14 protein-coding genes, 1 pseudogene and 1 riboswitch are annotated in these 14951 nt (G+C 38.9%); of the genes and pseudogenes, 9 read left to right on the top strand and 6 right to left on the bottom strand.

The window, feature by feature from the left end; translation table 11 throughout:
* The first annotated feature begins 26 nt into the window (after nt 1-26).
* The 5 genes and pseudogenes from MJY40_RS12665 to MJY40_RS12680 all read left to right on the top strand — a co-directional run bounded on the left by MJY40_RS12665 (nt 27) and on the right by MJY40_RS12680 (nt 5768).
* Complete coding sequence (locus MJY40_RS12665) at nt 27-365, top strand: hypothetical protein (protein ID WP_317854569.1); 339 nt, start codon at nt 27-29, stop codon at nt 363-365.
* A gap of 139 nt (nt 366-504) precedes the next feature.
* Nucleotides 505-1608 (top strand): annotated as a pseudogene (locus tag MJY40_RS15670) (recombinase family protein); the annotation flags it as partial.
* Between the two features lie 537 nt (nt 1609-2145).
* Nucleotides 2146-2661 carry a stage V sporulation T C-terminal domain-containing protein gene (locus tag MJY40_RS15675; RefSeq protein ID WP_416387505.1) on the top strand — a complete coding sequence of 172 codons (516 nt, stop codon included), beginning with the start codon at nt 2146-2148 and terminating at the stop codon, nt 2659-2661.
* 169 nt (nt 2662-2830) lie between these two features.
* Nucleotides 2831-3781, top strand: a complete 951-nt coding sequence (locus MJY40_RS12675; protein WP_317854571.1) for a stalk domain-containing protein — start codon at nt 2831-2833, stop codon at nt 3779-3781.
* A gap of 382 nt (nt 3782-4163) precedes the next feature.
* Nucleotides 4164-5768: a polysaccharide deacetylase family protein gene (locus MJY40_RS12680; RefSeq protein WP_317854572.1), complete on the top strand. Its 1605-nt coding sequence runs from the start codon at nt 4164-4166 to the stop codon at nt 5766-5768.
* A gap of 204 nt (nt 5769-5972) precedes the next feature.
* On the opposite strand, the gene MJY40_RS12685 is transcribed toward MJY40_RS12680, so the two are convergent.
* On the bottom strand, nt 5973-6362 hold the full coding sequence (locus MJY40_RS12685) for a metal-dependent transcriptional regulator (RefSeq protein WP_317854573.1): 390 nt from the start codon (nt 6360-6362) through the stop codon (nt 5973-5975).
* Nucleotides 6363-6538: 176 nt separating this feature from the next.
* Here MJY40_RS12685 and MJY40_RS12690 point away from each other — a divergent pair, with 176 nt between their 5' ends.
* The 4 genes from MJY40_RS12690 to MJY40_RS12705 all read left to right on the top strand — a co-directional run bounded on the left by MJY40_RS12690 (nt 6539) and on the right by MJY40_RS12705 (nt 9299).
* On the top strand, nt 6539-7045 hold the full coding sequence (locus tag MJY40_RS12690) for a DNA-deoxyinosine glycosylase (protein ID WP_317854574.1): 507 nt from the start codon (nt 6539-6541) through the stop codon (nt 7043-7045).
* Between the two features lie 79 nt (nt 7046-7124).
* Nucleotides 7125-7231, top strand: a riboswitch (SAM riboswitch).
* Between the two features lie 130 nt (nt 7232-7361).
* The gene (gene metK / locus MJY40_RS12695; RefSeq protein WP_317854575.1) at nt 7362-8540 is read left to right on the top strand and encodes a methionine adenosyltransferase; all 1179 of its coding nucleotides are present in this window, start codon (nt 7362-7364) and stop codon (nt 8538-8540) included.
* Between the two features lie 220 nt (nt 8541-8760).
* Nucleotides 8761-9027, top strand: coding sequence for a type II toxin-antitoxin system RelB/DinJ family antitoxin (locus tag MJY40_RS12700; protein ID WP_317854576.1), 267 nt, complete (start codon nt 8761-8763; stop codon nt 9025-9027).
* Nucleotides 9024-9299 (top strand): type II toxin-antitoxin system YafQ family toxin, encoded by a 276-nt coding sequence (locus tag MJY40_RS12705; protein WP_317854577.1) that lies wholly within the window; start codon nt 9024-9026, stop codon nt 9297-9299. Before MJY40_RS12700 ends, MJY40_RS12705 begins: the two co-directional genes overlap by 4 nt.
* Before the next feature lie 76 nt (nt 9300-9375).
* Here the strand turns inward: MJY40_RS12705 and ilvA are convergent, their stop codons facing one another.
* The 5 genes from ilvA to MJY40_RS12730 form a co-directional block, all read right to left on the bottom strand.
* A complete protein-coding gene (gene ilvA / locus MJY40_RS12710; RefSeq protein WP_317854578.1) occupies nt 9376-10572 on the bottom strand; it encodes a threonine ammonia-lyase in 1197 nt (398 codons plus the stop codon).
* 327 nt (nt 10573-10899) lie between these two features.
* Nucleotides 10900-12204 (bottom strand): ATP-dependent Clp protease ATP-binding subunit ClpX, encoded by a 1305-nt coding sequence (gene clpX / locus MJY40_RS12715; protein WP_317854579.1) that lies wholly within the window; start codon nt 12202-12204, stop codon nt 10900-10902.
* A 2-nt stretch (nt 12205-12206) separates the two neighbouring features.
* Entirely contained in the window at nt 12207-12806 is a 600-nt protein-coding gene (clpP, locus tag MJY40_RS12720) for an ATP-dependent Clp endopeptidase proteolytic subunit ClpP (RefSeq protein ID WP_317854580.1), read from the bottom strand.
* A 149-nt stretch (nt 12807-12955) separates the two neighbouring features.
* The gene (gene tig / locus MJY40_RS12725) at nt 12956-14251 is read right to left on the bottom strand and encodes a trigger factor (RefSeq protein ID WP_317854581.1); all 1296 of its coding nucleotides are present in this window, start codon (nt 14249-14251) and stop codon (nt 12956-12958) included.
* A gap of 178 nt (nt 14252-14429) precedes the next feature.
* Nucleotides 14430-14711 carry a DUF503 domain-containing protein gene (locus MJY40_RS12730; protein ID WP_317854582.1) on the bottom strand — a complete coding sequence of 94 codons (282 nt, stop codon included), beginning with the start codon at nt 14709-14711 and terminating at the stop codon, nt 14430-14432.
* Between the last annotated feature and the right edge of the window lie 240 nt (nt 14712-14951).

Below are 14951 nucleotides of genomic sequence, written 5' to 3' on the forward strand. Positions count from 1 at the left end.
AAAATCAAGAAAGGAGATGACACCATGTGTTGTATAAAAACAAAATACTTGTGGAAAACTATGGTAAAAGGAAGGTGACGCTTACGAAAATAAATATCCAAAACGAGAAAAAAGTAGTTGCAATTTGGCTGACAGGCGAAGAAAAAAACAGCATGGAAACCCAAGAAAGCCTACTGCCACTTTACGCAGAATACAAAGAAAAGAAATATCTAGTGGCTGTATTCCAATCTGGCAATGGCAATCTATGGGATTTAACCAGCGATTTGCTTTGTTACAATCGCAAACGCATTCCAGAATTGGAACTGAAAAAAGAGCAAGAACTCCTCGTATCTGAGCCTATACAAGAAACAGCCCTATCCATTTGACACATTCAGTGCTACGGCACTGTTTACATAAACCAATCATCGAAGAAATTTTCGTTGGTTATTACCAGTGATATGTAGTTGCTTTCCGAAGGTACAACTGATACACTGTTGCTAACTTCCATTGAAAGGAGAGATTTTATTGATAGAACAATTTGACATAGCTGGATACGTCCGTATCTCTGTAGACGAAGAACAGGATCGTGACAACACATCTATTGAAAACCAAAAAGCAATTATAGAGGATTTTGTAAAAAAGAACTTCCCCACCTCTACCCTAACGTTTTATGAAGATCGTGACCGAAGCGGATATACCTTCGAGCAACGAGAAGGCTACCAAAAAATGCGTAGGGAATTGATGAACCACAAAAAAGACATTCTCATTGTGAAAGATTTTTCCAGATTTTCCAGAAGAAACTCACGAGGACTTGTAGAATTAGAAGATTTGCGTGATGCTGGCAAGCGTATCATTTCCATCGGTGACAACATAGACTTTCCAAATGATGACGATTGGTTGAAGATACAATTTCAATTTCTCATCAACGAAATGCCTGTCACAGACACCAGCAGAAAGGTGCGTTCCGTTGTGAAACGCAGACAAGAAGATGGCAAATGGATTTGCGCTGCACCATATGGTTACATCATAAACGCAGCCCAAGCCTTTGAACTGGTGCCAGAAGAAGCGGACATCATCCGCCAAATCTTCTCCCATTATATAGAAGGTTGGGGATACAAAAAGATTGCAAACCATCTCACAGAAGAAGGTGTTCCCACACCAAGAATGGCTGAAAAAATGCGGATAGAAGCCAGTGGCAGACAAAGCAAACGCAAGGTCAAAGCCGCTTGGAGCATCGTCACCATACAAGGGATTTTGGACAACGATTTTTACATCGGCACACTTCGCCAGAGCAAATACACACGAAAGAAGATAAACGGCAACGATTTGAAGCGTGACGAAAGCGAACATCTCGTTTTTGAAAATCATCACCAAGCCATCATTGACTATCGTACCTTCCGCACAGTCAAGGCACTACGAGAAAAACGCAGTACAAGCAACTATCGTGGCATAAAAAAATACGACAACTTCTATTCTGGGCTATTGATTTGTGGAGATTGCGGTTCCCCCATGTTCGCCATGAGCCGTAGCAATTTGAAAGATGCATACCGCTGCGGAACCTACCATCAACGAGGTGTAAGCGGTTGCACAAGCCATCACATTCGTGTGGAACAACTGGACAATCTACTCAAAGACTACCTGAAGCTGGTCATGGAAAATTCCCAAGATATGTGGAATCGACTCAACGAAGATTTGGAAAACGAAACTGACCAAGTCCAAGAAATCGAACATTCTGCTGAAAATCTCACAACCATTTTACTGGATTTAGAAGAAGAACTGAAAGTCACCAAGCGTCAACGTATCCGTGATTTGATGAAACACCCTGAACAAGAAGCAATCCTTGAAGAAACCTATGACGAATTGGAAAAGGACTTACTCCATCGCATCAATGGTTTGCAAAATCAAATCACCCTTGCAGAAAATCGTCGCAACACCATCATACGAGTCAACCGCATTGCAAAAACAGCCATTGAAGTATTCCGAGATGTGCTAAACAAAGAAACGCTGGACAAAACCGATTTGGAACTGATCATCGACCACATCAAGGTTTATGAGGATCACTTAGAAGTACAACTGAAAGCGGACATTGATGGTATCTTACACAACGCTACACCAACCACTGTCGCAAATTTTGAGGCAGACACGAAGAATAACTTACCCACCGAGCTGGTCCAATCGGCAAAAAACCGAAAAGACAAGGTTTTTCGTGTCAGTGTTATCAGTAACGGTGACCCGTTGGAAATCTTCACAGATCGTGAAGGTGAAATTATCTTAAAGAAATACTCTCCTATCAATGAGCTTGGCACATTTGCAAAGGAATATGCAGAATCCCTTTCACAAACATTGGGTCATGTCACTTGTATTGTGGACAAAGACCAAATCATTGCTGTTTCTGGTGGTGGCAAACGTGAACTTTTTGAAAAACACATCAGTTCCGAAATGGAAAACTGCATCAACCAACGTACCACATTGATTGCAGAAAAGAAAGACGCCAACTTCATTCCTATCTTAGATGACGAAAGCATTTCTTCCTATGAACACCAATTGATTACCCCTATTTTGGCAGAAGGTGATGCAATGGGTGCCATTGTCTTTTTATCCAAGGACAAAAAAATGGGTGAAGTAGAAGGCAAGCTGGCTCAAACTGCTGCTGGTTTTCTAGGCAAACAAATGGAACCATAAGAACCCTATCTATAAAAAAGGCGATTTGATCGTCTTTTTTTCTTTTTGTAAAAAAAATTCAAAAAACATGGAACTTTCCGCAACCCCCTACGTCTGATACAATAGAAACACACAAAACAAGAAAACAAAAACATAAAAATAAAGAACACATTATTAGGAGGAAACACATATGAAAAACACAAAGAAAATTTTTGCACTTGGTATGGCTATGACATTGGTGGGTGGTACAGTTGCTTATGCAGAATACTCTACAATGCCAATTGACACTGAAACAACAGCAGTAGAAGACATTGTGGATGCAGTGGAAGCCGCTTCCAAATACACAACACAAACAGGCACCATCACCTCCATTGAAGCAAATGAAGCTGGTGGTATGAACATTATGATGGACAACGAAACTGGTGGTTTGCACTTCTTGCTTTCTCCAGAAACTGTTGTGGTGGATCGTGCTACAGGCGCTTTGATTTTGGCAGAAGATTTGGAAGCAGACATGGAAGTTTCTGTCATCTACGACAAAAACAGTCCTATGGGTATGAGTATGCCAGCTTATTTGGGTCAAGTGACTGCATTGATTACAAATGCTTCTGAAGGCAATTTTGCAGTTGGTTACTTTGATGCAGATTTGGTGAACATGGATGAAATGCTTGCCCTCAACATTGATGAAACAGCTGTAATTCAATCCATTCAAGGTACACGCATGATTTTGACAGCAGAAGATGTGCAAGAAAAAGAAGCTTTGGTATTCTTTGACACCACAACCAGAAGCATTCCAGCACAAACAACACCTTCTTTCATCCTTTTGTTGGACAAAGAAACCTCTGGTGAAGAAGACAACTATTTGGATGGACCAATGGCTGATTTGGCTCGTACAGATGTAGAAGCAATAGAAAATGAAGTGGTAGCAGAATTGGTACCCCTTCGTGAAACAGCAACAGACCTTGGTTTTACAGTGGTTTGGCAGGGAAAAGATATGCCTATTTTGATGGAAAATGACGAATACACCTTCTCCATTGAAATGGATAGTGCTAAATATTTGATGAATGATGAAGAAATGACTGCTGCTGCTCCTGCAATCTTGTTGGATGGTGTTATGTTCATGGATAAAACAATTCTTGGATAATTTCATTCACTTGAAATTAGGATTTAGAGCTTACAAAACAATGCTCAATGCCCCTTTCTATTTTGGAAGGGGTTTTCCTTGTGTTTGCAATATCCCATAAATTTCCAGTATTTTTCTATGGTATGTATTTTTTTTCGACAAAATTTATGGTATAATACATTGATTATATCATAAATTGAAAATCCCAATTAAACTTAACGATATCTAATATACTTATATATATCTTAATTATGTAGGGAATGCATTGGATGCATTCCATTTTTGGTACGCATGCAATGCGTAACCCTACAAGATATAAAAGCCCTTTTATCTTTAATTGGGACAATTGAAAAAGTAGTCTAATATGTTTCTTGCAAACATTTTCATATATTAAGGAGAACCTATGAAACGAAATATCTTCCCTTATTTTTTACTCATCACAACTCTGATTGCTGGTGTTTTCACTGGATGTGCTACTACATCTGAAGTTGCAGAAGAAACAACACCTGTCACATCTGAAGTTGTCATGGAACCAGAAGCACCCATAGAAGCAACACCTGTTTTGGATGTATCAGACCCGATTCCTGTAGTCACCAAAGAGTCTGTCATTGAATATGCTGCACCTTTTGCCTATGTTTTGGAATATCCATCCTATGGTGTGGAGGTTTTGGACACACAAATTGCTGACTTTGTATTCCAATTACAAGCAGATTTCACATCCCAATACCAAAAGAAACAATTCATTTCTGATTTGGATGAAACAGACGTTGAACATACAGATTCCACACAAGAAACGGATACACCACCCACATCAGAGTCAGAAACATCTGTATCACAAGAGGATTGCAGTATCTTCATGCATCTTTCCTACGAATCCAATGTGGTGCATGAAAACTTACTTTCCATCACCTTTTTTGAATCACAGGTGGTGCAAACTGTACCTTTGACCTTAGAAAAAATACATACATTGCATTATGACATTCGCACAGGAGAACGTCTTTGGGAAACAGATTTCATTGACTCCACCTTTGCAGGCTCCATCACAGAATACGTCATTGCCTATTTCCAAGAAACAGAACCATTTGCTGAAAAATGGGCTGCTCGTGATGATTTTGCCACCAAATTTGAAGGCGAAACCTACCAACAATTTGCTTTTGCAGAAGATGGTTTATTGATTCATTTTCCTGCATATACTTTCTTGCCTTATAACTTTGGTACAACCACTGTTACAATCCCCTATTCTGAAATTGATGGATTGGTCATTGATTTGGATTCTGTAACCGAAGAAAAAGCTGATGCAACAACAGATGATAATGATGATGAAGAAACAACTGTAACTCCAGTTATGGTTTCTGCTGATATTGCAAATCGAGACATTGACCCAAACAAACCAATGGTTGCTTTGACCTTTGATGATGGTCCACATCCAGTGCACACAGAAGCGATTTTGGATGTTTTGGCAGAATACAATGTGGTTGCCACCTTCTTTGAATTGGGTAGTCTGGTGGAATCCTATCCAGAAGTGGTGCGTCGTCAAGTGGCATTGGGTAGCGAACTTGGAAATCACTCCTATTCACACAAAAACTTCAATATTTTGTCTGCTGAAGAAATTGCAGAAGATTACGCATTGACTTCAAAAGCCTTTTTGGATGCAGTTGGTTTTACACCCACTCTATTCAGACCACCTTATGGCTATTGCAATGATTTTGTACAAAAAAACATACCCATTGCTTGTGTCACTTGGTCTTTGGATACTTTGGATTGGGAATCCCGTGATACCGATAAAATCCTAGAAACCATTGCAGAAACAGAAGATTTGGATGGTTCTGTAATTTTGATGCATGATATTTATGAAACCACTGTGGAAGCTGTGGAGATTTTGGTTCCCGAATTGATTGCAGATGGGTACCAATTTGTAACGGTTTCTGAACTGTTTTCCTATCGTTTTGGCATTACACCAGAAGCAGGTAAATTGTATGGATATGCTTATTTGTCTGGTTTGGAATGATATTTGTCTGGTTTGGAATGATATTTCCCTTTTAAGATAAGTATTGCCATACTAGAAACAGCAGGCGACCACAGGTCGCCCCTACAAGATGCTTCATAAGGGGTAGTTACTTCCTACAGACACTCTTATTTGAAAAGAGACAATACTATATTACCCATTAAAAAAAGGCTACTTTCAAAAATGAGAGTAGCCTTCTGTTTGCGCTTATTCTTCTATTGGGGTAACACCTTTATTGCTCATGTATCGTTTCATAGCTTCCAATGTTTCTTCATGAATGACATGCTCCATTTTACAAGCGTCTTCCAAAGCAATTTCTTTGGTAACACCCAATTCCATGAGCATTGTAGAAATGACACAATGTCTTTCATATGTGGCAGTTGCAACTGCACGTCCTTTTTCTGTCAAGAACACACTACCACGATCTTCCATTTCAATATATCCATCTGCTTTCAGCTTTTTCATGGCATTGCTGACACTTGGTTTGCTAAAACTCAGTGCATTTGCTATATCAATTGAGCGTACTTCACCCACTTCTTTTTCCAATACGAAAATGGTTTCCAAATAATTTTCCATAGATTCTTGTACTTTCAACATCTTCACTCCATTCTATAATCTTCTTTCTCTATGGTAACAAAAAATCCTACCTTTGACAATATATTTCCACTATTTTTGAAAATTTTTACAAATTTCTTGACAAAATTTACTTATGCAAAGAAACTATACGTATATATGATCGCTGAACCGCAAAAATAGTATTTATGGAGGTTTTTATGAAAAATCAAACACCACAACATGTGACACATACATTTCCAGCACTCTTTCAACCAGACAGCAAAATTTTAATTCTTGGGTCTGTACCATCTGTCAAATCCAGAGAACAAAATTTTTATTATGGGCATCCACAAAATCGTTTTTGGAAAATATTATCCGCTTGTTTTGATGCACCACTGCCCATAACCATAGAAGAAAAAACAGCTTTTGCCAAAATATATGGCATTGCCCTTTATGATGTTGTGGAAAGTTGTGATATCATCGGCAGTAGCGATGCTTCCATACAAAATGCAGTGCCTACAGATTTATCAATTATTCTGAAAGAAACAGGCAATATCCCCATCTTTGGCAACGGAGCTGCTGCTTGCAAATTATATGGAAAGTACCAAGAGAAATCTGTTGGCTATCCCATCATTTCTTTGCCTTCTTCCAGTCCTGCAAACGCTGCTTGGACACAAGATCGGCTGATTTCCACTTGGAGTGGGACAATTTTACCCCATTTATGAAAAATTTTACACAAATTACAAAAATATCCCTTGACTACTTGCTTTTTTATTGATATAATGCATCAGAAACTGAATAGAGAACTTATCAAGAGTGGTTGAGGGACAGGGCCCTGTGACACCCGGCAACCGGCGGTTTATTTCCGTATCGGTGCCAATTCCCCCGTTATTTTTAACGGAAGATGAGAAGAAATTTTTGCCCTGTTTGGGCTTTTTTTATTTGAAAAAAACAATGATATCTCACTTTGGCAATCGTTTAGATTGTGTGTTCCAATGGAACCTCTATTCCCAATTATCGAACCTATATAGGAGGAAACAAATGAGTAGAAGATTATTTACATCTGAATCTGTAACTGAAGGGCATCCTGACAAGATTTGTGATCAAATCTCTGATGGTGTATTGGACGCATTGTTGTCTGTGGATCCAAATGCAAGGGTTGCTTGCGAAACTGCAACCACAACTGGCATCGTATTTGTAATGGGTGAAATTACAACATCCGCTTACGTAGACGTGGAAAAAATCGTACGTGAAACTGTGAAAAAAATTGGTTACGATAGAGCAAAATACGGTTTCGATAGCGAAACTTGTTCTGTAATCACCTCCATCCACGGTCAATCTCCTGACATTGCAATGGGCGTTGACAAAGCGTTGGAAAACAAGACTGGCGAAGATGACAGCCAATTCGATACAGGTGCTGGCGACCAAGGTATGATGTTCGGTTTTGCTTGTAACGAAACAGAAGAATTAATGCCATTGCCAATCTCTTTGGCACACAAATTGACATTGAAATTGACAGAAGTACGTAAAAATGGTACTTTGGAATACCTTCGTCCAGATGGTAAATCCCAAGTAACTGTAGAATATGTTGACGACAAACCAGTACGTGTGGATACAGTGGTATTGTCTACACAACACGATCCAGAAGCAACCAACGAACAAATTCGTGCAGATATCATCAAACACGTGGTAGAAGCTGTTATCCCTGCTGATTTGTTGGATGAAAACACAAAATACTACATCAACCCAACAGGTCGTTTTGTAATTGGTGGACCTATGGGTGACAGTGGTTTGACTGGTAGAAAAATCATCGTTGACACATATGGTGGTTACGCTGCTCACGGTGGTGGTGCTTTCAGTGGCAAAGATCCTACAAAAGTAGATAGATCTGCTTGTTACGCAGCTCGTCACGTTGCAAAAAACATTGTTGCAAGTGGTATTGCTGACAAATGTGAAGTACAACTGGCATATGCAATTGGTGTTGCAAAACCAGTTTCCATTTTGATCAACACATATGGCACAGGCAAAATCTCCGATGAAGCAATTACAGCATTGGTACAAGCAAACTTTGATTTGCGTCCAGCTGCAATCATCAAAAACTTTGACTTGCGTAGACCAATTTATCAACAAACTGCTGCTTACGGTCACTTTGGTCGTACAGATTTGGATTTGCCTTGGGAAGCACTTAATAAAGTGGATGTATTCAAAGGTCAATTTTAAAATCAAGATTAAGGTCAAAAGATAAGACCTCAGGACGCTGTCCCGAACCCTGCAAGCATGCGACGCTTGACCCGATTATTTTATATCATAAATAAAAGCCACCTTTAAAAAGCAATTTTGCTGATATAAGGTGGTTTTTCATTTGCATTGCAATATGTATGTATTGCATTGACAATAGGTACATATACTGATACTATACTTGTATAAGGAGGTGTTTTATATGGCAAATATGAATATTCGTATGGATGATACCATCAAAAAACAAGCAGAAGAACTGTTTGCTGACCTTGGTATGAATATGACAACTGCAATCAATATTTTTTTGAAACAAGCTGTACGTGAAAACAAAATCCCTTTTGAAATTTCTCGCAATATCCCCAATCAAACAACCCTATCTGCTTTTATAGAAGGCGATAAAATTGCTTATGATCCAACAATAAAAGGATATCACGATATGGATTCTTTGAGAAAGGCGCTTGAAATATGAATTTGGAAGTTAAGTTCACCTCGCAATTCAAGAAAGATTTGAAGCTGGCAAAAAAACAAAATAAACCAATAGAAGAGTTATTTGTTGTCATTGAACAACTGGCAAACCAAGAAACTTTGGAGCCAAAATATCATGACCATCCACTATCTGGAAATTATTCTGGTTACCGAGAATGTCATATACAGCCTGATTGGCTTTTGATATATGGTGTGAAAAATGATATTTTGACACTTGTATTATATCGTGCTGGTAGTCATTCTGATTTATTCTAAAGCATGCAAAAAACCACCTTATGAAGCAGTCTAACTGCCGACACAAGGTGGTTTTCTTTTCATCTAACTATTTATTTTACAAGCTAATATCGTAACCATTTTCTTTCAAGTCCATAATCACTTCAAAGTAGTGTTCTTTGTTTCTGGTTTCCACAGTAACATCCACTTTACATTTACCAACAGCAACACCTTTGCCCACACGATCGTGGTTGATGCTAAACACATTGGCATCTGCATCTGCAATGACTTGCAACATACGTGTCAATTGACCTGGTTTATCTGGGATAGTGATGGAGAAATCTGTCAAACGTCCACCAACTTGCAAACCTTTGTCGATGATACGATCCAAGATATTGATATCCACATTACCACCAGAAATGACGCAAACGGTTTTCTTACCAATGATATCCACTTTATTGAACATTGCTGCTGCAACAGAAACAGCACCTGCACCTTCTGCCACTGTTTTTTGTTTCTCCAACAAATGCAAGATTGCTGCTGCAATTTCTTCTTCTGTTACGGTTACAATGCCATCTACGTATTTTTGTACTGCTGTAAAGGTTTTATCCCCTGGTTGTTTGACTGCAATGCCGTCTGCCACAGTATTCACTTCAGACAAGGTTTCTACTTTACCATCACGAATGGAATTGCGCATAGACGCAGCACCCAAAGCTTGTACGCCATATACTTTACATTCTGGTTTCAATGTTTTGATGGCACATGCAATACCACTGATCAAACCACCACCACCAATTGGCACCAAAACCACTTCTACATCTTCCAATTGTTCTACAATTTCCAAACCAACAGTACCTTGGCCTGCCATTACATATGGATCGTTGAAAGGATGCAAGAAGGTGTATCCTTTTTTCTTTTGGAGTTCTGTTGCTTTTGCTGCTGCATCATCATACACACCTGGCACCAAAACCACTTCTGCACCATAGTTTTTGGTTGCTTCTACTTTCGCCAAAGGAGCACCAGCTGGCATACAAATGACAGATTCAATACCCATTTTTTGTGCTGCATATGCAACACCTTGTGCATGGTTTCCAGCAGAACAAGCCACGATACCATGTTGTGCTTCTTCTTCTGTCAAATTGGCTGCTTTGTAGTAAGCACCACGCAATTTGAAAGATCCTGTAATTTGCATATTTTCACATTTGATATATACATCAGAACCTGGATTGATGAGCGTTGTGGAAAGCAATGGTGTTTGTCTCGCAACACCTTCTAAAACTTTTTTTGCATCTTGAATCATTTCAATGGTTAACATAAGTTTTCTGCTCCTTATCGTTTTTATATGGTGGACACTTGTCTAATTTTGTCTTTATTAGGAATACATCTATTATAGAGTCCATATGCCCTTTCGTCAACACTTTCAGGTGCTTTTTCCTCTATTTCTATTATTTCGTGATATTGTCTAGGCGTTCCATAATTTAAAAACAATATTCCGTCAGAAATGGATATTTCTCATCTTTTCTATGTAGTATTTCACAAATCCTCTGTAATTTCCTATGAATTTTTCAAAAAAAAAGACCATAATTTGAGATTTCTCTCTACCTATGGTCTTTGGTTTACTTCATATTTTATGATACTTCCATCAGAATGATGAAGATTTTTGTTTGGGAGCATCTGATTTACGTCTTTGTTTTGGTTGCAAGCTTGGTCTATTTGCATTGTACGCATACAATGGTTCTTGACCATCTTCCACAACTTCCTTGGTGATGATACATCTTTCCACATCTGTTGCAGCAGGAATCTCATACATCACAGGATTGATGAATTCTTCCATAATGGCACGCAATCCACGAGCACCTGTAGCACGTTCCATGGCTTTTTTTGCAATGGCGCTGAGTGCTTCCTCTTGGAATTCCAAGGACACATCGTCCAAAGAGAACAAGAATTCATATTGTTTGGTCAAAGCATTTTTGGGCTCTGTCAAAATATGAAGGAATGCTTCTTCATCCAAGCTATCCAAAGTAACCACAACTGGCAAACGTCCAATAAATTCTGGAATCAAGCCATATTTTTGCAAATCTTGTGGCATCACTGCACGCAACAATTCATCCATATTTTCATCCACTTTGCTTTGTGCTTTTGCGCCAAAACCAATGACTTTTTGACCTTTACGGTTTTGAATGATTTTTTCAATGCCACTGAAAGCACCACCACAGATGAACAAAATGTTTGTGGTATCAATTTGGATAAATTCTTGATGAGGATGTTTTCTACCACCTTGAGGAGGTACACTTGCAACAGTTCCTTCCAAAATTTTGAGAAGTGCTTGTTGAACACCTTCACCACTGACGTCTCTTGTGATGGAAACGTTTTCGGATTTTTTTGTAATTTTATCAATTTCATCGATGTACACAATGCCACGTTCTGCACGTTCCACATCGAAATCAGCAGATTGCAACAATTTCAAGAGGATGTTTTCCACATCTTCCCCAACGTAGCCTGCTTCTGTCAAAGATGTTGCGTCTGCAATGGCAAATGGTACATCCAAGACCTTTGCAAGTGTTTGTGCAAGCAAGGTTTTACCTGTTCCTGTTGGACCCACCAAAAGGATATTGCTTTTTTGCAATTCCACATCTTCTGATTCTACATTCATGAAAATACGTTTGTAGTGATTGTACACTGCAACTGCCAATGCTTTTTTGGCTTTATTTTGTCCAATTACATAGGCATCCAAAGCAGATTTGATTTCTTGTGGTTTTGGAAGTTCTCTATCATGATCTTCTTCCACCCAAGTTTCTTGCTCTGCCTCTATGATATCCATACAAAGTTCGATGCACTCATCGCAAATATAGCCATCTACACCAGCAATGATTTTATGCACTTCTTCTTGGGATTTGCCACAGAAGGAACAACGTACTTCTTTCATGTCTTCTGTTCTATCTGCCATACTTAGCTTCTCTCCTTTGTCTGAGGTTTTACAATCACTTCGTCAATCAAGCCATATGCTTTTGCTTCCTCAGCACTCATAAAGTTATCTCTTTCTGTATCTCTTGCAATGTCTTCTACAGGTTTGCCTGTGTTATCTGCAAGGATTTGGTTCAATTTGGATTTTGTACGCAAGATATTTTCTGCATGGATTTGGATATCCGTTGCTTGACCTCTTGCACCGCCAGAAGGTTGGTGAATCATCACTTCTGCATTTGGCAAAGCGAAACGTTTGCCTTTTGCACCACCAGCCAACAAAAATGCACCCATGCTTGCTGCCATACCAAGACAAATGGTAGACACATCTGGGTTGATGTATTGCATGGTGTCATAAATTGCCATACCTGCTGTTACAGAGCCACCTGGGCTATTGATGTAAAGACTGATGTCTTTATCTGGGTCTTCTGCTGCCAAGAACAACAATTGTGCAACCACAAGACTTGCTGTTACATCATTGACTTCTTCACCCAAAAAGATGATTCTATCTTTCAACAATCTGGAATAAATATCATAAGAACGCTCTCCACGGTTACTTTGTTCCACAACCATAGGTACCAAACTCATATGAAACCCTCCATTTCTATTTTATGTTCGTATTTTGTCATTTTTTGCAAATTTACCATAATACACAATAAGGACGGATGACCCATCAACCAAAACCCTAGGTTTTGGCTGATATAGGCAACCGCCCCTACATCATCTTATGTTATGGATTATTTTGCTTCTGTAACGATTGCACTATCTTCAATCAATTTTACAGCTGCACGTACTACCATGTCTTGTTCCAAAGATTCTTTGTCTTCATCTCTGAACATACCAAGCATTGTTTCTGCATCGATACCATAGCTTTCGCCATATTTGCAGATTTCTGCTTTGAGTTCTTCTTCAGAAACAGTCAAGCCTTCTGCTTTCGCAATTGCTTCCAACATCAAACGAGCTTCTACACTCTTAACGCTTGTTTCTTTGAAGTTTTCTCTCATAGATTCTACTGTTGTGCCCATATATTGGCAGTAGATATCCATGCTCAAACCTTGACGCATCAAGTTTTCTTCGAATTCTTTCATCATGTTGTTGATTTTGTTTTCGTACATAACTTCTGGAACTTCCATTGTACAGTTTGCAACAGCTTGATCCATCAATTTATCGCTTTCGATTTGTTTTGCTTTCTCTGTTTTACTTGCAGTCATTTTTTCCAAAATGCTTGCTTTGTATTCAGCCAATGTTTCGAATTCAGAAACATCTTCTGCAAATGCATCGTTGAGTTCAGGCATTTCTTTTGCTGTAAGTGCTTTCAAAACGATTGCAAATACTGCTTCTTTGCCAGCCAATTCTTCTGCATGGTATTCTGTAGGGAAGGTTACATTTACGTCGAATGCTTCGCCAACGCTGTGACCTACCACTTGTTCTTCGAAACCAGGGATGAATGTATTGCTACCCAATTCCAAATCGTGTTCATCAGATTGTCCACCTTCAAAAGGTACACCATCAACGGAACCAGCATAGCTGATTTTAGCAACATCGCCAAGAACAGCAGCTCTGTCTGTTACATCTACTTTACGAGCATTTTTTGCTTGTTGTGCAGAAAGTTCAGCCATAACTTCTTCTTCTGTTACTTCTACAACTTCTTTGTCTACAGAAAGACCTTTGTATTGACCCAAAGTTACTTCAGGTTTTACAGTTACATCAACGATGAATTTTGCACCTTTGCCACCTTCGATGTATTCCACATCCAAAGCTGGAGAAGAAACAATTTCAAGACCCAATTCTTTGATTGCTTCTGTGTAAACTTCTGGGAAAATGTGGTTGATTGCATCTTCATAGAAGAAGCTTTCACCATATTGTTGTTCTACCAATTTTCTAGGCACTTTGCCTTTTCTAAATCCAGGAATGTTGATTTGACCTTTGCGTTTGTTGAAAGCAAATGCCAAGCCTACTTCCAATTGTTCTGCTGTTACTTCAAAAGAAATTTGTACTTCTGTTTTTTCTTGTTTCAAGATTGCTGCATTCATGTTTCCTTTTCCTCCTTAGATACCATTTCTATGACAACTCGTATTTTCATATCTATTTAGATTTGTTGTCTTTTCCATTCCGCCAATATACGGACATTAACGATTCATTATATCACATAGATTTTCTAAAATCTACTGTTTCTATGAAAAAAACCTTTGATTTTGGTATATTTACATCCTATAAAACTTCAAATTCTGATCGTATACACTCTGCTTCTGTATTTTCTTCCATAAAGTCCAAAATGGTTTGGATCATTTTCTCTGCATGGTGCATTTCATTGGAAACACAAGCAAAACCAATGACAATGTTTTTGTGGTTATCTTGCAAATCCACTTCCGCCACTGCCACATTGAATTTATGTCTTGTTTTTTGAATAAGACTTTGTACCACCATGCGTTTTTCTTTCAAGCTGGTGACCCAATCTGCGTAAAATTGCACTTCGCAACTGCCAACAAACATAAAAGACCTCCTTCGGGATGTAGTGAAGAGTGAATGGTGAAGAGTTTTGATGTGTTTTCAAAAAACCATAGGAGGGCATGGAAACCCTCCCCTACAGAGTATATTGATGATTTATGATAGTGTTGCGGTCGATTCATGAATCGCCACCCATACGTAACGCATTGATGGTTTGTAGTAGTATTGCGGTAGGGTCAAGACCCTACCCTACGATGCAACCTTATTTTAGATGACAGCAATTTA

Origin of the sequence: Chakrabartyella piscis, assembly GCA_030067835.1 — a bacterium.
Taxonomy (GTDB): Bacteria; Bacillota; Clostridia; order Lachnospirales; family Anaerotignaceae; genus Chakrabartyella; species Chakrabartyella piscis.